Below are 21,868 nucleotides of genomic sequence, written 5' to 3' on the forward strand. Positions count from 1 at the left end.
CCGGTGACAGTGTCATCGGCCCTCGTGCTATTTCTGGGTGCCTTCTGCTTACGGGGTGGCTGCTGCTTGCGCGGGTGTCGCCGGCTCTCTGGGTGTCGTCCTATTCCTGAGTGTCGTCTGCCTTCTGGGCATCTTCTGCGCGAGTTCCCAAGGGCAGCAACGGAAGATGCATCGTCAAGCAGAACGGATGCCCCGCAGGATCCAGCAGCACCCGCCATTTATCCGGCTGCGGCTGTGTCTCGGCCACCCTGGCGCCCAACCGCACCGCCTCCACCTGCGCGACGTCCAGATCCTCGACGACCAGTTCGAAGTGAATATGGTGCGGCGTAGCGCCACCCGGCCACGTCGGCGGCTCGTAGTCCGCCACCCGTGCGGCACACAGCGTGCCTCGTTCGGTGTGCACTACCGCGATGTTCTCAGCGCGATAGACGATCTCACCCCCGAGTAGCGCGGCCCAAAACCCCGCCAATTCCTCCTGATCCGCACAGTTTATCGTGATCAAACTCAACCGAGCGATAGTCACGTGATCATCCTACTTTCCGCGGTGGCGGCACCGCTGGTCGTCGAACCGGCGCTGGTGGTCGTCGAACCGGCACCGCTGGTCGTCGAACCGACACCGTTGGATTGGTGGAGCGGACGGTAGCCCGCCGGTCTGGTCCACCAAGTACCTTCGCCTGCGGTGAGGTCCGGAAGACGTTCCTGCACGGTGCGCGCGTGGCGCGTCGGCAATGTTCCTCGGATCAACCAGTTTCGAGAGCCGAGTGCAGTGTGCTCGATGTCCGCGGCGAGGGTGGCGAGCAAGGACATCACGAGTGCGAATGCCGCGGTGGGTATTTCGGCATCGAAAGCATCATGCGGCTCCAGTATTCGGGTCCCCGCTGATTGCACGGCACGACTGAGCACGATCGGGGTCAGCCCACGGAAATCCGCGGCAGTGGTGATCGGCCCCGCGAACCCGGTGCGAGTGAGGGTGACGGTGCAGTCGGTGATCGCGCGGCCGCGCGGCCCGCGGCGCAGTGTCGCGTAGACGGTGTCCTCGATGGCTTGATGGAATGCGCGAGGCAAAGAGCCGTAGTGCGTTTCGTACCGGAATGTGACTCCCGATCCTGCGGGCGCGGGCTCGACGCGCAGTGCGACGGTTGCCCAGAACCCGCTCGGTCCGGCACCGCGGTGGCCCATCAATTCACCGGCTTCGCCTGTGCCGGTGACCTGTTCGATGCAGACGGGCTCGCTGACGTCGAACTCGACCTCGATGCCGAACTCGTCGGCGAGGGTGGTGGCGATGATCTGCTTCTGGATTTCGCCATAGAGCAGGATCGATAGCGTCCCATCGGGTTCGACGCACGGGTGCAGCAGCGGGTCCTGCTCGGCCAACAGCCGCAATGCAGCAAGCAAACCGAGCGCTGAATCATTGCGGGAGCGGACCACACTCCGCAGTGTTGGCGGCGCGAAGACTTCACCGCTGTCCGAGGTGCCTGCAAGGCGGTCACCGACTCGGACCTCGGCAAGTCCGATAATTCTGCCGATGTCACCGGCGGTGAGGGTACGGCCGTCGCCAGTGCCGCCGACGAGGTGCAGCGACGAAATTCGGGCGGTGTATCGGCGCAGTGTTCCGTCGTACTCGCGGCGTTGCATGGTCACCTGCTGGCGTGCGGCGACGGTGCCGGAAAACATGCGGAGGTAGGCGGTCTTGGCGCCGCTCGGTGCGCGTTCCATCGCGAAAACGGTTCCCTGCGCAGCTTGATCGGCTTCGAGGATTGCCGGCGGGGATGGGAACAATCCGGTGATCGCGTCCAGGAGCGCGGGAATACCCTCCCCGGTCAGCGCCGAGCCGAACAGCACCGGGTACTGCTTGGCACTCGTAATTTGTTGGCGTAGTGCAGCATTCAGCTCAGCTGCGGTTAGATCAGGACCATCTACCACCCGCCCCAGGATCCCGTCGTCGACCTCGGCGAGCGCCTCAGCGGTCCTGAGCCGAAACTCCTTGTCATCGAAAGTCTCCGCCACCACTCGCGCCTCCCGGGTCCCGAGGCCGCTGACCGTGGACATCGCGAGAACATGCGGTGTCAGCGTCCGGCGGATCTCGACGAGCAGACTTTCGAAGCGGGCACCGGCCCGATCGACCTTGTTGACGAAAAACAGTGTTGGAAGCCGTAACTCGCGCAGAATCCGGGCGAGGCCCCGCGTGTGCGCCTGCACGCCCTCGACCGCCGACACAACCAGCACGGCGGCATCGAGGACACCCAACGCCCGACCTACCTCGGCGACAAAATCCGTATGCCCCGGCGTATCAAGCACATTGACCTGAGTTCCGCCGTACACGAACGAGACGACCGCGGAACGGACCGTGATCCCCCGCTGTCGCTCGATGGTCCCGTGATCGGTTTGGGTAGTGCCGGCGTCGACGCTGCCGAGCGCGTCGATGACACCGGTGTCGAACAAAAGCCGTTCGGTCAGGCTGGTCTTACCAGCGTCGACGTGGGCAAGAATGCCGAGATTGAGTGTGTGTTCGATCTGCATGGATGCCGAAGTCCTCGAAAGTCACCGTCCAGTAGGGAACCCGGGGTGTTTCGAAGAATCGGCGCATCGCACTCTCCTGCTGCTCGGCATCGACGACACGAGAACGCTGCCAGACCACACTGCAATACCGCAATCGAATTTCCGACCGCGGCACGCCTCGCCCGCCAGCAAGCGCAGACCGCGGCGTCGACAGCTAGAACATCCGCACCGCTTACCTCGCGGTCAGACCCGCCAAAAACGTCTCGAAGTCGGGAGCCAGGAGTACTGAGGTTTCCTCGTCGGCGTCGAAGAACGCCACCGAAGGTTCGCCCTGCGGACCACAATCCCGGTAGTCGAGTCCGGCCCACCAGTGCCCGTCACCGTTGAGCAGCACGATCGGTGTCGGGAGACCCCATTCCTCGACCAGATACGGCGTGTCCAGCATGGAGATCGCGTCACCTGACGGGCCTATTCCCATGAGTTGATCGAGCGACACATAGTGGTCGAGACCAGAGGTCGACACGGGCATCGGGAACGCATTCCACCGATTCGCGACCGTGCCTCCGTTCTGTATCCGAAGCAACCGGACCAACGAGGCGGGCAGCCGAACGCCCAACTGCGCCTCCGCATCCTGGACCGCCGCGTCCGTGAGTGGAGCCAAGACGCCGTAGTCGGAACTACCCCAGAACGACGCCATCAACTCTTCAGCACTAGTCACGCCGCAGATCATACGAACAGCGGCCCAGCTGGTCAGTCGTCGACGAGCAGTGCATAGAGGGCTTGGGCTCGGTCGTGTTCGCCGAAATCTTGCAGTGCGCCCGCGTACTTGAAGGCCAGGTTGTCGGCGTCGTGGTCGTTCAGACAATTGTGCAGCCAGTTCAACGTGAACTGGGTTGCGCCACCGGCTTGTACCGCGTTGACGGCGTCGAGACGCGTCCCTTCGGCCTCGACGACGCAGCGAACGTCCGTGCAGGTATCGGCCAACAGCTCGGCGAGGTAGACGGAGTACGCCAGTAGCTTGATCGCGCGGAAAGCAGGTTCCTCGTCGTCGTCCTCGGCCATCGATTCGATGACTCCCTGGAGGAAGAAGACGCTGTCGTCGGTGCCGTCCAGGCGAGCGCCGCGGTCCCGTGCCCAGTCCAGAAACCGATGCGCTTGCGCCAGAAGTTGATCGCTCACCGTCGAATGGTACGTATCCGGCGAAGGACGGCCGTCGATATTGCCGCCCCGACGTTCAGGCTTGTGACGTCGCTGCGGCCAGCTCGGCCAGGTGCTGCAGCGAGTTGGTGAGATGTTCGAGACCGAACGGCGGGAACTGGATGTACTCCCTGATGTACTGCGGCACCGCAGACCAGTCGTAGGTGAGCGTGACCTCGGTCTCGGACGGACCGACCGGCACCAAGTCGTAATGCCAAGTCCAGCCACCGAATTCGAGGTGATCGTCGTCGCCCTTCTCCTGACCTGGCAGCCAACCGATGGCGCGCGGCGCATCGAGCACCAGCACCTTGTTGGCCATCCGGTAGTGACCGTCGGGATGGTTCGGGTGATACATGTCGATCCGGAAGATCTGCCCCACCTCGGTCAACGGCTCCTGGTCGACAGCGTCCTGCACCCAACCGGTCCCGTCGATCGCGGAATGGGTCGTCGGATCGGCCAGCACGGCGAACACCCTGGCGGCGGGCACGGCGACGATCAACGCGACACTCACAGTTTCTTCGGACACGATCCGCACTCCTAGTGATCTCGGCCCTCCCGCAGGCACGGAAGAACATTCTCTCCATGCAGATGACGCGACCCGGCGAAACTCATCGGTCCGGTAGCGAAGCTATTGCCTCGAGCAGTCGGACAATAGCTGTCTTGTGGCGGATTGCGTTGTGACGATGCGGCTCTCGACCGCGGACCGAACTACCGGTATTCCGGGTTCTCGAAGTCGAACCGACATCCCGCGTCCCACTCCGATCGCTGGTTCCCGTGCGCGGGGATCCCGTTGGTGTCCTTCAGCATTCGAGCGAGGTGCATAAGGTTCCAGGTCATGAACGTGGTGTTGCGGTTGGTGAAGTCGTTGTCGGGCCCACCGGAGCCGGGATCCAGGTAGGACGGCCCCGGCCCTGCCTCACCGATCCACCCCGCATCGGCCTGCGGCGGAATGGTGTAGCCGAGGTGCTGCAGGCTGTAGAGAATGTTCATGGCGCAGTGCTTCACACCGTCTTCGTTGCCGGTGATGAGACAACCACCGACGCGGCCGTAGTACGCATATTGCCCGCGCTCGTTGAGGATGGACGAGTTCGCGTAGAGCCGTTCGATGACCTGTTTGGTGACAGAGCTGTTGTCGCCCAACCAGATCGGTCCCGCGATGACGAGGATGTCGGCATCCATGACTTGGCGCTGCAATGCGGGCCACTCGTCCGTTGGCCAGCCGTGTTCGGTCATGTCGGGCCAGACGCCGAAGGCGATGTCGTGGTCGACCGCGCGGATGTGGGAGACGGTGACGCCGTTCTTCTCCATGATCCGGGCGCTGATGTCGACGAGGCCCTGGGTGTTGCTCACCTCCGGCGAGCGCTTGAGCGTGCAGTTGATGAACAGTGCGCGCAGATCGTCGTAGGTGGTCATGGTGTGCTCCTCGGTGTGGCGGTGTCGGGCGAGGTCGATGTCCGGGTGCGGCGGAATCTGGTTGCGGCGGTGACGGCGACCAGCACCCAGATCAGTGTGATCGTGACGGTGAGGCCGAGTGGATAGTTTCGGTCGAGCACGGTCGGGTTGTCCGGCATGGCGTGGCCGCGGCCGAGCACCGGAGCGGCGATCAGCACGAGCGCGACGGTGCAGACGGCGCCACAGGCGGCGAGTCCCCACCACGATCCGGGCAGGATGCGACGTGCGGTGACGCCGACGAGGGCGGACAGCGGCGCGAAGATCGCGTCGTGCAGCAGGATCGCACCGCCGAACCAGAGCGCGATGGAGATCAGGTCGGCTCGTGGGAAGTCGAGCAGCAGGCCGATCCCGTACCAGCCGAACCAGATTCCGGCCAGTACCAGCAGGATTCGGATCGTGGTCATGGCAGCACCTCGATCGTCGACAGCCATTTGGTTTGTAGCACGCCGGGTCGGCTCGGCGCGATCAGCCGGCAGGGGTAGCCGTGGTCGATGTCGAGCGTCTCGCCGTTCAACGACAGTGCGACGAGCGTCTCCGCGTCGACCGCGTGCCGTTGCGGGAGAACGGAGCTGCTGTAGATGCCGCTGGTCTCGAGCGAACGGAACAGCACGTCACTGCCGGGGTATGCGCCGACCGCGGCAAGCAGATCGCGCAGCCGCACACCGGTCCATTCGGCGGAGGCGCTCCATCCTTCTACGCAGGCGATGGGGAGTCGCGCATGCGTCTGGGGCATGGCGAGCAACTCGTCCCTGGTGAACTGGCGCTTGCGGTCGCCGACCACGACCGTGAGGCGATAGGCGAGATCACGAGCACGATCGACAACGCCAGCGGCCCTGGCTGACCGATTGACCGGAAGCCCTTGCGGCCCTTCACCACTCCGCGGCGCCAGAACTGCGGCCCAGCGCAGGAACGGCACTGTCTGCCCAGCCACCACCAGCGACGCGGCCCCGGCCGACACCCAGGCGGCGGTGAGCACAGCCCGCCGCGAAACATGCCTTCTACCAACCGCATCGGCGGATTTCGCAGGCTCGAGGGGGCGGCTCAACGCGTCCCGGATCACCGGCAACTTCACCGCCAGGTGCACCGCCAACGCGCCCACCGCCACGTAGGCCATCGCGTAATGCGCGGTGGGGAAGAAGAAGTTCCACGGGTAGTACTGCGCGATATTCAGCAGTCCGGTGACCAACTCGAACAGGATCGCCCCGACGAGAAGCGCGATCGAACCACGCTCGAGCGCACGCAACGGCGAGCCGATCAACGGCCGCTGGAACAACTTCGGGTAGACCGCCCACAGCTTCACCAGCAAGAGCGGGATCGCCGCCACACCGGAGATCACATGCGCGCCCTGGGTCACCCGGTACAGCCACACCGGATGCGCGGGCCACCAGAACCAGCTGGGCGGGTGCTGAATCCAGTGGCTGAGCAGTCCGGTGCAGAAGCAGATCAGGATCGCAACGCCGAGCACGATCCCCACCCGGCTGGCGACCTCGGGTCCGCGCGCAGTCGAGACACGCACGCGCTCTGCCATATCGGTCTCGCGCACGCTCATCACGCCACCGCCCGGAAGGCGCTGCCGTCTCGCCGCAACCACGCAATGTATCGGCCTGCTACTTCGGCGGTGGTGAGCACGTGGAACCCGGTCGCGGCGGCCAGTCGGTCCGCGTGTTCGATCCCGACGCGGGCCCACGGAAACCACGATCCGATGCGGGACGGTGACTCCAGCCGGATCTGCCTGGTGACCGAACCGGTACCGGGACGGTCGAATTCGACGATCGCGAGCCCGTCGGGGGCGAGCAAGTCACCGGTGCGCGCGAGGATGCGTTCCGGATCACCGCCGATGCCGATGTTGCCGTCGGCCAGCAGCGCATACGACCACCGGCCCACACCGGGCAAGGGCCCGAACAGATCTCGGTGCAAGGCGGGAGCACCACGAAACCTGCTGATGGCGACCGCCATCGGCGAGACATCCACGCCCAGGGCAGGCACGCCACGCTGCAGCAGCGCCGCGGTCAACCGTCCCGGCCCACAACCCAGATCCACGGTCGGTCCGTCACAGCAGCAGATCAGTGCGGTGTCGGCACGGTGGTCGACACCACCCGTCACGCCGAGCCAGCGGTCGGTCGGCACCGGCTGCCGGTTGCCGTTGCTCGTGCGCACCCAGCAGCGCTCACCCGCCAACGCGCGTTCGAAGACGTCGAAGCCTTTGCCGCTCATCGCAATACCAATCCGTCACGGGTCAACTCGTGCATGATCGCCGCGAAACGTCCGTCGGATTCCGCGGCGACGCGCTGCGCGTCGGCGTAGGTGTCCACATCACTGAAGCGGGGCAGCGAGCGCACCCGACAACCGCAGTGCTGCAACGCCTCCCGTGTCAGCTCACCGGTTCGGTCGGTCGACATCGGCACGGAGGCAAGGACCCTGGCCGGTTGTGGTGTCGGCAGGCCGAGCGCCCACCAGCCGCCGTCGTCGGCCGGACCGAGCAGCGCGGCATCGTCTGCGGCGAGTTCGGCAGCGGCCGTGTTCAATACGTCGGGGCCGAGCTGCGGTGTGTCCATTCCGATCTGGAGCACCGGCACACCGAGGCGTCCGGCGTCGGCGTGCGCGTTGGCCAGGCGCGCGCCGAAGTCGATGCCGCGCTGTGGGATTACGTCGAAATGGCGGAGCGCCCTGGCAATTTCGCTGCTGGACTCGGCCGCCGCCAGGTCACCGGTGAAGGCGACCACCCGGTGGGCGACATCGCTACGCAGCACCGAGTCGAGCGTATCCAGCAGTGCCGCCGCCGCGACCTGCGCCGCTTCCCGCGACGTCAGCGGCGGGGACAGCCGGGTCTTGGCGAATCCGGCGATCGGCGCCTTCGCGATCACCAACAGTGTTGTCGCACAACCACTCATCGCAGCACCGCCAGAAAGTCCTTGGTGGCACGCAGCGTGCCGAGCCACGAGCCGGACACCTTCGACACTCCACCGGCGCGCGGTCGATACGCGATATCCCGCTCGACCACCTGCCAGCCTGCCCGCGCCGCCGCGACGAGCAGCTCGAGCGGATACCCCGAACGCAGATGTAACGGCCCGAGCGACTGGATCCGTGCCCGCCTGCCGACCCGCATCGCGGCGATATCGTGCACCGGCAGTCCGTATTTCCGCCGCAGCCTGCGGGCGACGAGAAGGTTGCCGAGCCGCGCGTGCCACGGCCAGACGCCTGCCGTGGTCGGCCGCCGCCGCCCGACCGCGAGATCGGCTCCGCTACGGACCAATTCAACGAGCTCGGGCAGTTCGGCCGGATCCATCGATCCGTCACCGTCGAGCACCGCGATCAACTCGGTGCGGGCCGCGTCGATGCCCGCTTGCACGGCGGCGCCGTACCCCGGACGGTCTTCGCGCACCACGATCGCACCGCGGCCGCGGGCGACGGCGGCGGTTGCGTCGATGGAACCGTTGTCGACGACCAAGGCCTGGTAGCCGGCCGGGATGGCCGCCAGGACATTCGGCAACGCATCAGCTTCGTCTCGGCACGGAATAACCACGGTCACTCCGTCCGGATCAACGTGGGTTCGAGTCACGATCCAGACGGTAGGCCGTCGGGCCCGCAGAACGGCCGAAAAACCTGTGACGAAACAGTGACATCGTTCGGAAATGCCTCAGGAACTGCGGTAATAGTTCACCGCCCGTCTTAGGGTGATAGTCGTGCATGACGTTTCCGAGGTCGCGACCTCGCCGCGGGTCCGCCGCGGCGAGATCATCGGCGCAGGCATCGCCGCCGCGCTGGTGCTGACAGCCTTCGCGGTACCGCGAATTGCCAGCGAACAATGGCGCAGCAAGCTGTACGCAGGTGCCGCGCCGATCTTCGGGGTGTGGCTGCCGCATGTGGGCTGGGGCACCGTCCCCGCGATCGTCATCGCGATTCTCGTCGTCGTACAAGGCCCGCCGCTCGCGCAGCGGATGTCGTGGCGGCCGCTGCTGGCGACCGCGTGGGGCACGGCGATCGCCTGGGCGTTCACGCTCGCCATGGTCGACGGCTGGGCGCGCGGGTTCACCGACCGGCTCACCGACTCCAACGAGTACCTGTACGAGGTCGGCGGCGTCACCGACATCGCCGCGATGGTGCGCGAATTCTCTTCGCGCATACTAGATTTCGAGCCGGACTCGTGGACGACGCACGTGTCAGGGCATCCGCCGGGTGCGTTGCTGTTCTTCGTGCTGCTGGACCGGATCGGCCTCGGCGGCGGTGCGTGGGCCGGGTTGGCCTGCATGCTGATCGGCACCAGCGCGGTCGCCGCGGTGGCGGTGACGCTGCGGGCGCTCGGCGCCGAGGAGCGGGCGCGGGCCGCGTTGCCGTTTCTCACGCTGGCGCCGGCCGCGATCTGGATCGCGGTCTCGGCGGACGCGATGTTCGCCGGTGTCACCGCGTGGGCGATCGCGTTGCTCGCCATTGCCGCCCGGCCTGCGGGCAATCATCTGGCCGCGATCGTTTCAGGGGTGCTGTTCGGGTTCGGCATGTATCTCAGCTACGGGTTGGCGTTGCTGGCGATCCCTGCGGCAGCGGTGCTGATCGAGGGCCGCACCGTCCGGCCGCTGTTGCCGATGATTGCAGGCGGGCTCGCGGTCGCCGCCGCCTTCACCGTGTCCGGATTCTGGTGGCTCGACGGGTATCACCTAGTGGTGCAGCGCTACTACCAGGGCATTGCCAGCGATCGCCCCTACGCGTACTGGTGGTGGGGCAATCTGGCGGCGACGGTCTGCGTGGTCGGGCTCGCGACCGCGGCAGCGCTGTCGCGTGCGCTGTCACCGCGCCTCCTGCGAGCCCTCGATCCGACCGCCTTGTTGGTCGCGGCCGGGATACTTGCTGTGCTGGCCGCGGACGTGAGCGGGCTGAGCAAGGCCGAAACCGAACGGATCTGGTTACCTTTCGACATATGGATACTCGCCGCGACCGCGTTCCTGCCCAGGTCAACCGTCCGGGTGTGGCTTGCTGTGCAAGCGATCGGCACTCTCGTGCTCGTCCATCTGATCCTGACGAATTGGTGACGCTATGAGTTGTGCATTGCTGCTAGTCGAGGTGCGAGGATGACCGTTCTCATCGCCGATGACGATCCTCTCGTCCGAGAGGTGGTGCGCCGCTATCTCGAGCGGGACGGTATGACGGTGCGGGAAACCGACGACGGGCCAAGCACAATGGCGGCGCTCACCGATCTCGGCGACGAGATCGAGCTGGCCGTGCTCGACGTGATGATGCCCGCGCCCGACGGCATCGAGATCTGCCGGGCGATCCGCTCAGGGCCACGGCCGGAACTGCCGGTCATCCTGCTCACCGCGCTCGGCGACGAGGACGATCGGGTCCTCGGATTGGAGGCGGGCGCCGACGATTACGTCACCAAGCCGTTCAGCCCACGAGAACTCGCGCTGCGGGTTGCCTCGGTGCTGCGGCGCACCAAAACAGTGCGGGACAGCGACGCGCCGGTGTTGCGCGACGGCGGCGTCGAGGTGCGGCCCGCATTCCGGCTGGCACTGGTCGACGGCACACCCGTCGACCTCACCCCGCGCGAGTTCGATCTGTTGGTCTTCCTGCTGCAACACCCGCAGCAGGTGTTCAGCAGGGAGCAGTTGCTCGCCCAGGTGTGGGGCTGGGATTTCGGTGACCTGTCCACGGTGACCGTGCACATCAAGCGATTACGCGCCAAGCTCGGCGAGCGGCACCGCATCGAAACGGTGTGGGGGCGTGGCTACGCGTGGGCACGCACCGGGAACGGAGCCACCGATGCCTGAGGACACCACCCAGCTCATCGCCTACTCGCTCGCCTGCTCGGTGCCGGTGGTACTGATCGGCGCGTTGATCCTGCGTGCCACCAGCAATCGGTCGCTCACCACGAGTATGGCTGTGCTGGTGCTGATTCCGACGCTGTCGACGTTGGCGGGGATCATCGGGGTCAGCGGGCTGATGTTCACCCACGAGCTGCAACGCAACGCCGTTGTGCTCGCCGTCGTCGCAGCGGTCACGGTTCCTGCGGCGATCGTGCTTGGACGGGAGCAGGCGCGAAAGACTGTTTGGGAGAAGCAGATCCGTGAGCAAGAGCGGGCCGCGGAGCAGTCGCGGCGCGAGCTTGTCGCCTGGGTCAGCCACGATCTGCGCACTCCGCTCGCGGGGATCCGCGCGATGGCCGAAGCGCTGTCGGATGGGGTTGTCAGTGGGGCCGAGGATGTCGCACGGTATGCCGAGCAGATCGGCTGCGAGACCAACCGGCTGTCCCGGATGGTCGATGACCTGTTCGAAATGTCGAAAATCAATGCGGGTGCGCTGCGGCTCGACCTCGAACCCGTCGACCTTCGTGAACTCATCGATGAAGTGCTTGCCGCCAACCGGCCCACTGCGGAACGCGCGAAAGTCGCCCTGCGTGCCGAACAACCCGACACCCGAATCGTTGTCGCCGCAAGCGATCAGGCGCTCAGCCGGGTGCTCACCAATCTGGTGTCCAACGCCATCGCGCACACACCGCCAGGTGGTGAGGTCGCGATCTCTGCGGGTGCGGCTGACGGGCAAGCCTGGGCTCGGGTGGACGACACCGGTCCTGGCATCTCCGAAGAGGACTTGCCACGCATCTTCGAAGTTGCCTATCGCGGGACCGCGGCGCGGTCTCCGGTGGCCGCCGACGGCGTACCGACAGGCAGTGGCATGGGTTTGGCGATCGCCGCCGGGCTGGTTGCGGCGCACCATGGCGACATCACCGTGCAGAACCGGGACTCAGGGGCACGATTCGAAGTCCGGCTTCCGTTGTCGGACAACTGAATCTGCTGGACCCAGCGCCATACATCCTTGGCACGAACCCTTCTGGAACGAATCGAGCCCATGGCAGATAGTGGACCGCAGGCTGATACTGGTGCTCGAGCCGCGGACTCTGTGAGAAGTCGGAGTATCTCAGCCGGGCAGACGGGTGCACGGTGACGGGCGGCCAGGCCGCACTTGATCAAGATGTTGCACCAGAACATATTTCGCGATGCTCAGCTGCGCTCACATGGGACACTGAACGGTTCCATCCGAGCGGAGGAGGCAGTCGTGGGGGACGAACCCGCGGAAAGTGGCGGCTCGGTTGGTCGTCAGTGGACCATGAACGCGCGCGACACCATTCTGAACGGGCTCGCGCAGGAGCTGCGGCCCATGTCGGAGGGTGTGGGGTGGTTCGAAAGTCTTGCTGACGATGAACAATTCGATGTTCTGCACTACCTGGCCGAGCACTGCCGTCAGGCGCACGCAACTGTTGACGATGGGGTGGAGAGCATCAGACGGTCCGGCATACGACCGACCCACACACCGGCGGTGCTCATCACACGCGGGCAGTTGAACGTGCAGCTGCAGAAGATCATCAACCTGCCTCATGACGAGCGAATCAAAGCATTCCGTTTGCTTGTCGCGTTGCTTGGTGTCGCGGACGAGCGCAGGCGTGCACGGTACTGCGTCGATGGGTGCAGTCACATTTGGCACCAGTTGGGGCCTGGCTGGGAGATCGGAACAGCCACCGAGAAGTGATCGGGCGGCAAGCTCCTCACGGTGGGGGTCTTCAGGATGAAAGGCTAGGACTGCCAAGCCTATTCAGGCGGGACTGGGGCAGGTTCGATTGCTGGGCAGTCGTGGTGGTCTGCCCAGTTCGGGTCGCGCCCCTGGCGGTGTCACCCGTCGAGGTGTTGGTGTCACCCGTCGGGGTCGCCTTGGAGGGTGAGGTATTCGCTGGGGTGGTGGTAGTGGTTGATTCGGGGTTTGCGGTGGGGGTCGATGTGGGTGGGTGGGATCCACTGAGTACGGCCGGGTGTGCGGTGGTGGGTCGGGGTAGCGGTGGTGGCCCACCGGCCTGAGGTGGCGAGCTGGTGGTGGGGTTCACAGACGAAGGTGAGCTCGTCGGCATCGGTGTTGCCGTCGGCGGCCCAGTCGGTGCGGTGGTGGGTTTGGCACAGGTAACCCGGTTTCGAGCAGCCGGGGTAGCTGCAACCGATGTCTTTGGCGTGCAGGACGATCCGCTGATCGGCGGTGGCGATGCGTTTGGCACGACCGAGGTAGAGAGGGCGGCCGTCGGTGTCATCGAACAGGGCGAGGTAGTGGCGTGCGTGGGCGGCCATGCGGATGGCGTCGTGGATCGGCAGCAGACTCCCGCCACCGGTGACCACAGGTGGGCCGGAAGCACGCAGTTCATGATGGTCGGGGCTGTGTTGGACCTCTTCGACAGCGTTTTCGAGCTCGGCCAAGCCCATCGACACCACGACTGAGACTGGCAGGCCACGGTGGTGTCCGAGCTGCCCGGAGGCCAGCATCGCCCGAAACACCGCCTTGACCGCATCATGCTGACGTTGCGGCCCGGAACGCAAATCCCGTTCGGCCGCATCAGGATCGGGTTCGTCATCGACATGACGCACCACATCCTCAGGATTACAGGCACCAGGCTTGGCGTACTTGGCGAACACCGCCTCCAAATACGCACGCAACTCCGGATCCGCCACCAACGTGCACTTACTCATCAAATCCGGGCCCTGACGACCCAGGATGAACCCACGACGCCGCTCCCGATCACTCGGAGTGAACACCCCATCGGGGTTGAGGATCGCATCCAACCGATCAGCCACCTGACGCAACTGATCAGGCCGCAAAACCCTGGCATGCCCCGCCAACTCAGCCTCAGCCTGATCACGAGTCACCGTATCCACACACGACGGCAGATGCTCGACGAAATCCCGCAACACCTTCACATGCGCACCCCCGATCACCCCTTCCCGTTGGGCTGCGGCGGTAGCGGGCATCACCGGATCGAGGACTTCACCGTCGAGGCCGTAGCGGTGCGCGAGATCAGCGGCCGCGCGCCAGCGAGCCCGGGCTTCAGCGGGGCTGATACGCAGGCCGTCGGCGAGGGTGTCGATCGCGCTGTGAGTGGCGAAATCGTTGTTGCTCCACTGATCGAGCAATTGCGCGACCAGCTCCAACCCCACACCCGGCAGCGCGCGCACGACAGTCTCCAACCGCTGCATCACGATCAACCGATCCGGATTCGACAACCCATCAGTGCGCACCGTACTGAGTCGATCGAGCCCGGCCTCCAGCGCGCACAACGCCGCCTCCACACCGGGATCAGCGACAGCCACGCTACTCGAAGACATGTTCGAAGCCTACCCGCGAAAACCATCCACTACCAGCAGCTTTAGCACATACCCGAAGATTGGCAGTCTGGCAGTCAACGACAGCCTCGACACCACGCAACTCACCGACCAACGGCCCCTCGCCAGGCCCCTCACCGAGCTCTCATCGCACGATCATCACGTCTCCAGCTGGTCCGGCAACCAGCCATGATCGGAAAATGACGGCGACGCAGGCATACTCGCGGGATGTGAAAGGACGCAGCACCTTGGCCGTCGGCCCGGCAGTACACGGGATTCGCCACTCGGATCCGCTGATGTCTGGGCACCACGATTACCCAATGCGTTCCAGACGTCCGGAAATGGGGAGTTCTAAGGGTGTTCACGTGGTGGGGAACGGTTGTCCATCGATTGCGCTTCGCAGTCATCGGCATCGCAGTAGCAGGACTACTAACGTTGGGCGCCTACGGATTCGGGCTGGAGGACCACCTCAGCTCCGGCGGTCTGTTCGACCCGAACTCGGAGTCGTCCGTCGCAGGCCAACTCGCAGATGAGGCGTTCGGTCGTGACCACAGCGTGGACGTCGCCGTCCTGTACACCGCTCCCGAGGGCAAAACCGTCGACGATCCCGAATTCAGCCGCAGGATCGTCGACAACCTCAATGCCCTGCCGCGCGACCACCCCGACCAGATCGCGGGTATCAACGCCGCGTATTGGCGGACCGAAACCGGCAAGGTGAGCGGTGCCGCGGCGGCGACCAAAGACAAAAAGCATGCCATCGCGCTGATCGCCATTCGCGGTAACACCGACACCGAGATGGTCCGCAACTACCGCAAGGTCCAGAACGTCTTCCGCATCCCTGACGTCGACGTCCGAGTCAGCGGCCTACAGCCGATCGCAGGCTCGCTGAATGACACCATGGCCCAGGATCTTCGGCGCATGGAGGCCATCGCGTTACCCGCGGTGGGTGTGCTCCTGTTCTTCATCTTCGGCGGTATCGTCGCTGCCGCACTGCCACTGGCCATCGGCGGACTGACGATGCTCGGCGCCATGGGGATCATGCGCATCTTCACCACCTTCACCGAGGTGAATTCGTTCGTCTCGTCGGTGGTGACGATGATCGGCCTCGGGCTCGCCATCGATTACGGGTTGTTCATCGTGAGCCGGTTCCGGGAAGAGGTCGCCGAGGGCTACGCCACCCCTGCCGCGGTGCGCCGCACGGTGATGACCGCAGGCCGCACGGTGGTGTTCTCCGCGACGATGATCATCGCCAGCCTCGGCGGCATGCTGCTTTTCCCGCAGGGCTTCCTCAAATCCATGGCCTACGGCGCGATTACGACGGTGACGCTGGCGGCGCTGACCGCGATCACCATCTTGCCTGCGATGCTCGCCGTCCTCGGCAAACGGGTGGATGCGCTGGGGCTCAGACGATTCCGCAGGACGAAGAGCGCAGAGGAAGTCGAGAACGGCTTCTGGGGCCGGTTTCCGGTGTGGGTGATGAAACATCCGCTGAAGATCAGCATCTCGCTGTGCGTCGTGCTGTTGCTACTGATCTTGCCGGTCAAGAACCTGGTCTTCGGCGGGTTCAGCGAAAAGTACCTGCCGCCAGATGATCCGGTCCGACTGGCGAAGGAACAGATCGACACTTTGTTCCCGCTGCGCAGATCCGACCCGATCCAGTTGATCTTCGTCTCCGACGACACCGTTGCCATCGGGTCGGTGTTGAAGCAAGCCAACGACGCACCCGGTCTCAAAACTCAGTTCGAGCCGCCGAAAAGGCCGGACGATCCGCAGGCACGACGCGACATCCACCGCACGTCGGCCAGCCTGGTGAACCTCAACGACGCGGGCGCAACGGTCGACTATCTACGCTCGATCGAGCTGCCAGATGGGGTTACCATGCTGGTCGGCGGCATCCCGGTGCTGCAGAAGGACAGCATCGACGCCTTGCTCATCCGCATCCCGGTGATGGTGGCGGTGGTCCTGTTGCTCACCACGCTGCTGATGTTCCTGACGTTCGGCTCGCTCGTACTGCCGATCAAAGCCGCATTGATGAGCGCCCTCGGCCTCGGCTCCACCTTGGGCATCCTCACGTGGATCTTCCTCGACGGCCACGGCGCGGGGCTGCTGAACTTCACCCCGCAGCCGATTCAGGCGAACGTGCTGGTGCTGATCATCGCGATCATCTACGGCCTGTCCACCGACTACGAGGTCTTCCTGATGTCGCGGATGGTGGAGGCACGCGCCGCCGGAGCGTCCACCACGGAGGCGGTGCGGATCGGCACCGCGCACACCGGCCGCATCATCACCGCCGCCGCGCTGATCCTGCTGGTGGTCACCGGCGCGTTCGCGTTCTCGAAGCTGGTGATGATGCAGTACATCGCCTACGGCATGATCGCCGCACTGTTCATCGACGCGACCGTGCTGCGCATGCTCTTGGTGCCCGCGACGATGAAGCTGCTCGGCGACGACTGCTGGTGGGCGCCGGGGTGGATGACAAAGATCCAACAGAAGATCGGCCTCGGTGAACCCATTCTGGCGCACGAACACCCGAGCGGGGCGGTCACCGATCTGGTGAAGACCACACCGATCACCGATCCGGTGACCGAGCAGATCACGGCACTCGAGGACAATCGACCAGGCAAGGGGCACAACGTTACTCAGAGTCCCTCACCGCAACCAGCCCCGACCGGCCTCCCCTCACCGCAACAAGCCCCGACCAGCCTCCCCGGATTGCCGCGACAACCACGGCCGCCGCGCACGATACGAGACGACAATGCCGACGCTCCGACGCGACCCATCACGCGGTGACGCACAAATCAGCTGGGCAGGCGTGGGAAGCAAACGCGGCCGGCAAAGAAGTGGGCACAAATCGCGATCTTGTTCACTGGCCGATCCATAAGGGCAGAGCCCAGTATTGTTCAGGGTTTCATGTATACAGATTTTGATGTACCGTCACGACGTGGAGACAGTGATACACAGGGACGCGTTGGCCCGGTTCGGGCATGCGCTGTCAGATCCGACGCGTACACAGATCCTGCTGAGCTTGCGCAATGCACCGGGGTACCCCTCGGACCTGGCTGACCAGATCGGCGTCTCGCGACAGATTCTGTCGAATCACCTTGCCTGCCTTCGCGGCTGCGGGCTGGTGGTCGCCGTACCAGAGGGCCGCCGAAGCCGGTACGAACTGGCCGACGTACGCATCGGACATGCACTCGACGATCTGCTCGGCCTCGTATTGGCGGTCGATCCGGCGTGCTGCCCGGCCGCCGATTCGGAAGGGTGCTGCTGATGTCCGCGCCGCTGGGCATCCCTTCGTTCGGATCGATCACGGCGGGGCCAACTACGGAGCGGCGGGCCGTGTTGGCGCGCCGGATTCGATGGTTCGTCGCAGCGACCATCTCCTACAACGTGATCGAGGCGGTCGTCGCACTCAGCGAGGGCGCTCGCGTTTCGTCGACGGCGCTGATCGGCTTCGGGCTCGACTCGGTGATCGAAGTGTCCTCGGCGGCGGCGGTGGCCTGGCAATTCGCCGGCCGCGATCCCGCGGCGCGGGAGAAGGTCGCGCTGCGGATCATCGCGTTCTCGTTCTTCGCGTTGGCCGTTTACGTCACCGCCGATTCGGTCCGCGGCCTGCTCGGCGCGGCAGAAGCACAGCACTCCCCGATCGGCATCGCCTTGGCCGCAGCGAGTTTGGCGGTGATGCCGGTGCTGTCGGCGGCGCAACGGCGGGCCGGACGGGAGCTCGGGTCCGCCTCCGCGGTCGCCGACTCCAAGCAGACCTTGCTGTGCACCTACCTGTCGGCGGTCCTGCTGATCGGGTTGCTGCTCAACAGCGCGTTCGGCTGGTCGTGGGCTGATCCGCTCGCCGCGTTGGTCATTGCCGCCATTGCGGTCAGGGAGGGCATCAACGCGTGGCGAGGCGAAACATGCTGTGCCACACCTGCCATCGGCGCGGCTGATCCGGAATGTGCTTGCTGCGACTGAGCAATGCAACGACCGAGCTCAGCGAGCCAGAAAGACGCGCAGCGCGGTGACCAGATCCGCCGGATTGTCTTCCTGCACATTGTGTCCCGCGTCCGGCACCACCACCAGTTCCCCGTCGGGTAGCCGCTCGACCAGACGCTCGGCGGCGGATTGCGGGAGCACCTTGCTCCGCCCGCCGCGCACGAGCAGCACCGGCAGGCCGGCGAGCTGTTCCGCGAACAGCTCGATGGCGGCGAGCAGCGCGGGAAAGTCGGGCGTGCGCGGATCGGCCCGCGGCACCCAAGCACCGTCTGCCCCAAGGCGAAACAGCTTGCTCATCCGATAGGTGACGACAGCGCGATCGGCCAGTGGGCTGACCTGCAGCGCGCCGTCCACCACCGAATCGAGTTCGCCGACGGGACCGAGCCCGAGGATGAAGTCCCGCATCCGCTTGGTGCTCTCGAAGTCGGCGCCGGTCGCGACGTCGACAAGCACCAGCCGCTCGACACGATCCGGATACACCTCGGCGACACGGGCCGCGACCAGACCGCCGAGCGACATGCCGACCAGCCGCACCCGGTCGAAGCCGAGATGGTCTGCCGCGGCGACGACGTCGTCGGCCATGGTGGCGATCCGATAGTCGTCGGACCAGCCGCTGTCACCGTGGCCGCGCAGGTCGAGCGCGACGAGCCGCGCATCGCCGCGCAGGCCGAGACAAACGAAATCCCAAGTGTGCGCGGTCAATCTGCCACCGTGCAGCAGCAGCACCTCGGGACCTGATCCACCCCAGTCGAGTCCGTGCAACCGGCAGCCCGGGCGCGAGTAGAAGACGTCGCGCGGTGGTGTCGCGTTGTGAATCTGGACCCCCAGCGCCGCCGCCAGGTCGGTCATCGACGGAATCGTGGTTCTTCCGTTCATCATTTCCCCCTTACCTTGGACCTCCAAGGTAAGAGTAAATACCTTGGCCCGTCAAGGCAGGGGTGATCGATGCCATGCGAGCCGCCGACGCCGAACAGCCACCACGCAGTGACGCTGCTCGCGACATCCCGAGTCCTCTGCCTCAATCCGTTGCAGGACAAGGGTTCCGATCAGCGAGCGGCAGCGTCCTCGATCCGGATCATGGTGGCGTACTCGCCGGCACCACGAATATCGTCGAGATTCGGCGAGCCGTCGGCATCGCGGCGCACACCGTAGTACTTCGAATCCCCGGGCGTCACATGCAGGAACTCGGACAGCCCCGCCACCACGAGCGCACGATCCTCGACCGCGGTCGCGATCCCGGACACCGTTCGTCCGCCGATCAACATCTCGACCGGAGCTCCCCCACGCAGGTTGATCCACCACTTGCTGTCCGTGAAGCACGTGACGACCGCACCGACGCGGACGTAGCGAACCACGACGACGTACCGCCTGCCGCTCTTCCGTCCGGTGACGGTCAGCAACATCGTGTTCCCGCTCATCACCCGATGCAGCGGCGACCGCAGCAGCCTTGTCACGAACCAGTTCACATAGCCGGGAACAGTGGGCGGAGCAACCGTCGTCGTCATGCCGAGTCCTTCATTATTTTACGTGTGTACAACAACGACGGTACGCACTGTTGTACATGTGTCAAGTAAGTTGCAGAGATGGCACGACGACGGCTGAGTCCAGCGCAACGACGCGATCAACTGCTCGACATCGGCGCCGCCCTGTTCGCCGCAAGACCGTACGAAGACGTGCTGATGGAGGACGTCGCCGACCAGGCAGGCGTCACCCGCGGCCTGATGTACCACTACTTCCCGAACAAGCGAGACTTCTACGCGGCGATCTTCCAACGTGCCAGCGACCGCCTGCTCGCCAGCACCGGACTCGACGACGACCGCCCGCTCGAGGAGCAGCTGACGACGGCCATCGAGGCGCACATCCAGTACTTCGTCGACAACCCGCGCGACGCCATGACGGTGAATCGCGGTGCGCTGGCTGGAGATCCGGCGATCCAAGCGATCATCGCCGCCGAACTGAGCACCGTCGGCGCCCGCATCCTCGACAAACTCGGCCTCGAAGGGCACGCCCGCGAGATCGCCGCCATCGCCGTGCACGGTTGGCTGGTGTTCGGACGTGCCGTCTGCGTGGAATGGATGCAGTCCCAAACTATTTCACGCGCCGAACTCACCGAGCTGTGTCTGCGCGCATTCGCGAGCGTTATCGACCTCGACGCTCACAACGTCGGCGCGTAGACACCTACGGAGTCACGCAGCGGCGCGAAGGCGAACTGGGTGAGACCGGCGATCGGATCCACCTGCGCGACGAAACCCAAGGTGCGCCTTGCCCGGTCGGGGTCGGCGACGATATGACGGACGTCGCCTGCACGGTAGCGGCCGGTGACGACGGGCTCCGGTCCGCCGCGAGCGGCGGCGAGTGCCGCGGCGACCTCACCGATGGTGATCGGGCGGCCGGAGGAGATGTTGAGCGGAAGAAACCCGGGCAGCGGCTGTTCGACGGCGGCGACGTTGGCAGCGGCGATGTCGGTGACATGCACGAAATCCCTTGTCTGCCTGCCATCCTCGAACACCTGCGGTGGTTGACCGGATTCCAGGGCAGACCGGAAGATCGCCGCGACACCGGAATACGGAGTGTCTCTTGGCATATCGTCGCCGTAGACGTTGTGATAGCGCAGCGCGGTGACGCTGGAGCCGGTCACTGCCGCCCATGCCGAGGCATAGTTCTCCTGCGCGAGTTTGCTTGCCGCGTAGAGGCTTCGGGGCCGCAACGGCACGTCCTCGCCGACCGACTCCCAGGCCAGCACCTCATCGGAGGCCGGGTCGCGGTGCTCGAACATCCCGGCGTCGAGATCTTCGCGGCGACGAACACCCACATCGACCGTGCCACACCGCTCGCCTCGGTAGCGACCCTCGCCGTACACCACCATCGAGGAGGCAAGCACCAAGCGACGGCACCGAGTTCGGTCCATTGCCGCCAGCAGCACCGCGGTGCCGAAATCGTTGTGGCTCGCATAGGCAGGCGCGTCCTGTGCGCTCACTCCGGCGCCGACGACCGCGGCCTGGTGGCAGACAACATCGACCCCGTGCAGCAACGCATCCAGCGCCGCCCCGTCGCGCACGTCTACCTGACGGATCCCCTCGGGCACCGGCGCACCGGGCCCGTGCGCCGCAGGCAGCATCAGGTCGACGGCAATCACCTCGTGCCCTGCGGCGAGCAGATCACGGCGAATATGGGACCCGATGAATCCGGCGGCCCCGGTCAGCAGCACCCGCATGCGCACTCCCGCCGTCCCGGCTCGGCACTGATCTGCCCGATCGTTGCTGTCATGGGACGATCGTGCCTGCTCAACGCCCGCTCGAGCACCAGCAACGCCGCAGCGTCAGACTTTCGTCATGGTTGCCACAGACCGGTCAGCCGCCGGCGTGCCCGAAGCAGTAGGCCGAAGCCGCCAGATATTGCTGGCAGCCCGGCCCGTGGCCCGCGTGCGTGCTGCGGACGAACTGCGCTAGTTCCATGTCGAGATCCATCGGGTCGATCGTGCAGTCGCGGTGGTGAGCGTTCCACAGGTCCCGCATATCCGACGATGTCTGCATCGTGCACCTCCAGCCTGCGTGGTCTATTCGATCCGAGCGGCTTGCCACAGTGCTTCCTTGCCGAAATGCTTC

24 protein-coding genes are annotated in these 21,868 nt (G+C 65.3%); 8 read left to right on the plus strand and 16 right to left on the minus strand.

What is annotated here, in order from left to right:
* Nucleotides 1–100: 100 nt before the first annotated feature.
* The 11 genes from ACGFNJ_RS28695 to ACGFNJ_RS28745 all read right to left on the minus strand — a co-directional run bounded on the left by ACGFNJ_RS28695 (nucleotide 101) and on the right by ACGFNJ_RS28745 (nucleotide 8,707).
* Complete coding sequence (locus ACGFNJ_RS28695; protein WP_393454740.1) at nucleotides 101–523, minus strand: VOC family protein; 423 nt, start codon at nucleotides 521–523, stop codon at nucleotides 101–103.
* Complete coding sequence (locus tag ACGFNJ_RS28700; protein ID WP_393454743.1) at nucleotides 520–2,520, minus strand: GTP-binding protein; 2,001 nt, start codon at nucleotides 2,518–2,520, stop codon at nucleotides 520–522. Before ACGFNJ_RS28700 ends, ACGFNJ_RS28695 begins: the two co-directional genes overlap by 4 nt.
* Nucleotides 2,521–2,731: 211 nt before the next feature.
* Nucleotides 2,732–3,217, minus strand: a complete 486-nt coding sequence (locus ACGFNJ_RS28705) for an SMI1/KNR4 family protein (RefSeq protein WP_393454746.1) — start codon at nucleotides 3,215–3,217, stop codon at nucleotides 2,732–2,734.
* Between the two features lie 32 nt (nucleotides 3,218–3,249).
* Complete coding sequence (locus ACGFNJ_RS28710; RefSeq protein WP_393454749.1) at nucleotides 3,250–3,678, minus strand: hypothetical protein; 429 nt, start codon at nucleotides 3,676–3,678, stop codon at nucleotides 3,250–3,252.
* 55 nt (nucleotides 3,679–3,733) lie between these two features.
* Nucleotides 3,734–4,222, minus strand: coding sequence for a polyketide cyclase (locus ACGFNJ_RS28715; protein ID WP_393454752.1), 489 nt, complete (start codon nucleotides 4,220–4,222; stop codon nucleotides 3,734–3,736).
* A gap of 182 nt (nucleotides 4,223–4,404) precedes the next feature.
* Nucleotides 4,405–5,109 carry a flavodoxin family protein gene (locus tag ACGFNJ_RS28720; RefSeq protein WP_393454759.1) on the minus strand — a complete coding sequence of 235 codons (705 nt, stop codon included), beginning with the start codon at nucleotides 5,107–5,109 and terminating at the stop codon, nucleotides 4,405–4,407.
* A complete protein-coding gene (locus ACGFNJ_RS28725) occupies nucleotides 5,106–5,552 on the minus strand; it encodes a hypothetical protein (protein WP_393454762.1) in 447 nt (148 codons plus the stop codon). The genes ACGFNJ_RS28720 and ACGFNJ_RS28725 overlap by 4 nt, the downstream gene beginning before the upstream one ends.
* Nucleotides 5,549–6,697: a molybdopterin-dependent oxidoreductase gene (locus ACGFNJ_RS28730; RefSeq protein WP_393454765.1), complete on the minus strand. Its 1,149-nt coding sequence runs from the start codon at nucleotides 6,695–6,697 to the stop codon at nucleotides 5,549–5,551. The genes ACGFNJ_RS28725 and ACGFNJ_RS28730 overlap by 4 nt, the downstream gene beginning before the upstream one ends.
* Complete coding sequence (locus ACGFNJ_RS28735; RefSeq protein WP_393454768.1) at nucleotides 6,697–7,362, minus strand: methyltransferase domain-containing protein; 666 nt, start codon at nucleotides 7,360–7,362, stop codon at nucleotides 6,697–6,699. The genes ACGFNJ_RS28730 and ACGFNJ_RS28735 overlap by 1 nt, the downstream gene beginning before the upstream one ends.
* Nucleotides 7,359–8,039 carry a DUF2064 domain-containing protein gene (locus ACGFNJ_RS28740; protein WP_393454771.1) on the minus strand — a complete coding sequence of 227 codons (681 nt, stop codon included), beginning with the start codon at nucleotides 8,037–8,039 and terminating at the stop codon, nucleotides 7,359–7,361. The genes ACGFNJ_RS28735 and ACGFNJ_RS28740 overlap by 4 nt, the downstream gene beginning before the upstream one ends.
* Nucleotides 8,036–8,707: a glycosyltransferase family 2 protein gene (locus ACGFNJ_RS28745; RefSeq protein ID WP_393454774.1), complete on the minus strand. Its 672-nt coding sequence runs from the start codon at nucleotides 8,705–8,707 to the stop codon at nucleotides 8,036–8,038. The genes ACGFNJ_RS28740 and ACGFNJ_RS28745 overlap by 4 nt, the downstream gene beginning before the upstream one ends.
* Before the next feature lie 124 nt (nucleotides 8,708–8,831).
* On the opposite strand from ACGFNJ_RS28745, the gene ACGFNJ_RS28750 reads away from it, so the two are divergent.
* The 4 genes from ACGFNJ_RS28750 to ACGFNJ_RS28765 all read left to right on the plus strand — a co-directional run bounded on the left by ACGFNJ_RS28750 (nucleotide 8,832) and on the right by ACGFNJ_RS28765 (nucleotide 12,666).
* The gene (locus ACGFNJ_RS28750) at nucleotides 8,832–10,172 is read left to right on the plus strand and encodes a hypothetical protein (protein WP_393454777.1); all 1,341 of its coding nucleotides are present in this window, start codon (nucleotides 8,832–8,834) and stop codon (nucleotides 10,170–10,172) included.
* A 39-nt stretch (nucleotides 10,173–10,211) separates the two neighbouring features.
* Complete coding sequence (locus ACGFNJ_RS28755) at nucleotides 10,212–10,910, plus strand: response regulator transcription factor (protein ID WP_393454780.1); 699 nt, start codon at nucleotides 10,212–10,214, stop codon at nucleotides 10,908–10,910.
* On the plus strand, nucleotides 10,903–11,928 hold the full coding sequence (locus tag ACGFNJ_RS28760) for a sensor histidine kinase (RefSeq protein WP_393454783.1): 1,026 nt from the start codon (nucleotides 10,903–10,905) through the stop codon (nucleotides 11,926–11,928). The genes ACGFNJ_RS28755 and ACGFNJ_RS28760 overlap by 8 nt, the downstream gene beginning before the upstream one ends.
* A 267-nt stretch (nucleotides 11,929–12,195) precedes the next feature.
* Complete coding sequence (locus tag ACGFNJ_RS28765; protein ID WP_393454786.1) at nucleotides 12,196–12,666, plus strand: DUF5958 family protein; 471 nt, start codon at nucleotides 12,196–12,198, stop codon at nucleotides 12,664–12,666.
* A gap of 161 nt (nucleotides 12,667–12,827) precedes the next feature.
* Here ACGFNJ_RS28765 and ACGFNJ_RS28770 read toward each other — a convergent pair whose 3' ends face one another.
* On the minus strand, nucleotides 12,828–14,279 hold the full coding sequence (locus ACGFNJ_RS28770; protein WP_393454789.1) for an HNH endonuclease signature motif containing protein: 1,452 nt from the start codon (nucleotides 14,277–14,279) through the stop codon (nucleotides 12,828–12,830).
* A 354-nt stretch (nucleotides 14,280–14,633) separates the two neighbouring features.
* On the opposite strand from ACGFNJ_RS28770, the gene ACGFNJ_RS28775 reads away from it, so the two are divergent.
* From ACGFNJ_RS28775 to ACGFNJ_RS28785, 3 genes are all read left to right on the plus strand, one after another.
* The gene (locus tag ACGFNJ_RS28775; RefSeq protein ID WP_393454791.1) at nucleotides 14,634–17,066 is read left to right on the plus strand and encodes an MMPL family transporter; all 2,433 of its coding nucleotides are present in this window, start codon (nucleotides 14,634–14,636) and stop codon (nucleotides 17,064–17,066) included.
* Between the two features lie 151 nt (nucleotides 17,067–17,217).
* On the plus strand, nucleotides 17,218–17,547 hold the full coding sequence (locus ACGFNJ_RS28780) for an ArsR/SmtB family transcription factor (protein WP_393454793.1): 330 nt from the start codon (nucleotides 17,218–17,220) through the stop codon (nucleotides 17,545–17,547).
* The gene (locus tag ACGFNJ_RS28785; protein WP_393454796.1) at nucleotides 17,547–18,242 is read left to right on the plus strand and encodes a cation transporter; all 696 of its coding nucleotides are present in this window, start codon (nucleotides 17,547–17,549) and stop codon (nucleotides 18,240–18,242) included. The genes ACGFNJ_RS28780 and ACGFNJ_RS28785 overlap by 1 nt, the downstream gene beginning before the upstream one ends.
* Nucleotides 18,243–18,260: 18 nt before the next feature.
* Here the strand turns inward: ACGFNJ_RS28785 and ACGFNJ_RS28790 are convergent, their stop codons facing one another.
* On the minus strand, nucleotides 18,261–19,142 hold the full coding sequence (locus ACGFNJ_RS28790; RefSeq protein ID WP_393454799.1) for an alpha/beta fold hydrolase: 882 nt from the start codon (nucleotides 19,140–19,142) through the stop codon (nucleotides 18,261–18,263).
* Nucleotides 19,143–19,309: 167 nt separating this feature from the next.
* Entirely contained in the window at nucleotides 19,310–19,768 is a 459-nt protein-coding gene (locus ACGFNJ_RS28795) for a nitroreductase/quinone reductase family protein (protein WP_393454802.1), read from the minus strand.
* Between the two features lie 78 nt (nucleotides 19,769–19,846).
* Between ACGFNJ_RS28795 and ACGFNJ_RS28800 the strand changes: the two genes are divergently transcribed.
* A complete protein-coding gene (locus ACGFNJ_RS28800; RefSeq protein WP_393454805.1) occupies nucleotides 19,847–20,437 on the plus strand; it encodes a TetR/AcrR family transcriptional regulator in 591 nt (196 codons plus the stop codon).
* Here the strand turns inward: ACGFNJ_RS28800 and ACGFNJ_RS28805 are convergent.
* Entirely contained in the window at nucleotides 20,419–21,477 is a 1,059-nt protein-coding gene (locus ACGFNJ_RS28805; protein WP_393454808.1) for an NAD-dependent epimerase/dehydratase family protein, read from the minus strand. The two genes, ACGFNJ_RS28800 and ACGFNJ_RS28805, sit on opposite strands and share 19 nt — an antisense overlap.
* A gap of 136 nt (nucleotides 21,478–21,613) precedes the next feature.
* Nucleotides 21,614–21,796, minus strand: coding sequence for a hypothetical protein (locus tag ACGFNJ_RS28810; protein WP_393454811.1), 183 nt, complete (start codon nucleotides 21,794–21,796; stop codon nucleotides 21,614–21,616).
* Nucleotides 21,797–21,868: the final 72 nt, after the last annotated feature.

The organism is Nocardia sp. NPDC049149, from assembly GCF_043197455.1.
Taxonomy (GTDB): Bacteria; Actinomycetota; Actinomycetes; order Mycobacteriales; family Mycobacteriaceae; genus Nocardia.

Bases quoted from the DNA above. Each gene is read 5' to 3' on its own strand.
- ACGFNJ_RS28700 (WP_393454743.1), bottom strand. From the start codon at position 2,520: ATGCAGATCGAACACACACTCAATCTCGGCATTCTTGCCCACGTCGAC.
- ACGFNJ_RS28720 (WP_393454759.1), bottom strand. From the start codon at position 5,109: ATGACCACCTACGACGATCTGCGCGCACTGTTCATCAACTGCACGCTC.
- ACGFNJ_RS28725 (WP_393454762.1), bottom strand. From the start codon at position 5,552: ATGACCACGATCCGAATCCTGCTGGTACTGGCCGGAATCTGGTTCGGC.
- ACGFNJ_RS28730 (WP_393454765.1), bottom strand. From the start codon at position 6,697: ATGAGCGTGCGCGAGACCGATATGGCAGAGCGCGTGCGTGTCTCGACT.
- ACGFNJ_RS28735 (WP_393454768.1), bottom strand. From the start codon at position 7,362: ATGAGCGGCAAAGGCTTCGACGTCTTCGAACGCGCGTTGGCGGGTGAG.
- ACGFNJ_RS28740 (WP_393454771.1), bottom strand. From the start codon at position 8,039: ATGAGTGGTTGTGCGACAACACTGTTGGTGATCGCGAAGGCGCCGATC.
- ACGFNJ_RS28755 (WP_393454780.1), top strand. From the start codon at position 10,212: ATGACCGTTCTCATCGCCGATGACGATCCTCTCGTCCGAGAGGTGGTG.
- ACGFNJ_RS28760 (WP_393454783.1), top strand. From the start codon at position 10,903: ATGCCTGAGGACACCACCCAGCTCATCGCCTACTCGCTCGCCTGCTCG.
- ACGFNJ_RS28770 (WP_393454789.1), bottom strand. From the start codon at position 14,279: ATGTCTTCGAGTAGCGTGGCTGTCGCTGATCCCGGTGTGGAGGCGGCG.
- ACGFNJ_RS28785 (WP_393454796.1), top strand. From the start codon at position 17,547: ATGTCCGCGCCGCTGGGCATCCCTTCGTTCGGATCGATCACGGCGGGG.
- ACGFNJ_RS28790 (WP_393454799.1), bottom strand. From the start codon at position 19,142: ATGATGAACGGAAGAACCACGATTCCGTCGATGACCGACCTGGCGGCG.
- ACGFNJ_RS28795 (WP_393454802.1), bottom strand. From the start codon at position 19,768: ATGACGACGACGGTTGCTCCGCCCACTGTTCCCGGCTATGTGAACTGG.
- ACGFNJ_RS28800 (WP_393454805.1), top strand. From the start codon at position 19,847: ATGGCACGACGACGGCTGAGTCCAGCGCAACGACGCGATCAACTGCTC.
- ACGFNJ_RS28805 (WP_393454808.1), bottom strand. From the start codon at position 21,477: ATGCGGGTGCTGCTGACCGGGGCCGCCGGATTCATCGGGTCCCATATT.
- ACGFNJ_RS28810 (WP_393454811.1), bottom strand. From the start codon at position 21,796: ATGCAGACATCGTCGGATATGCGGGACCTGTGGAACGCTCACCACCGC.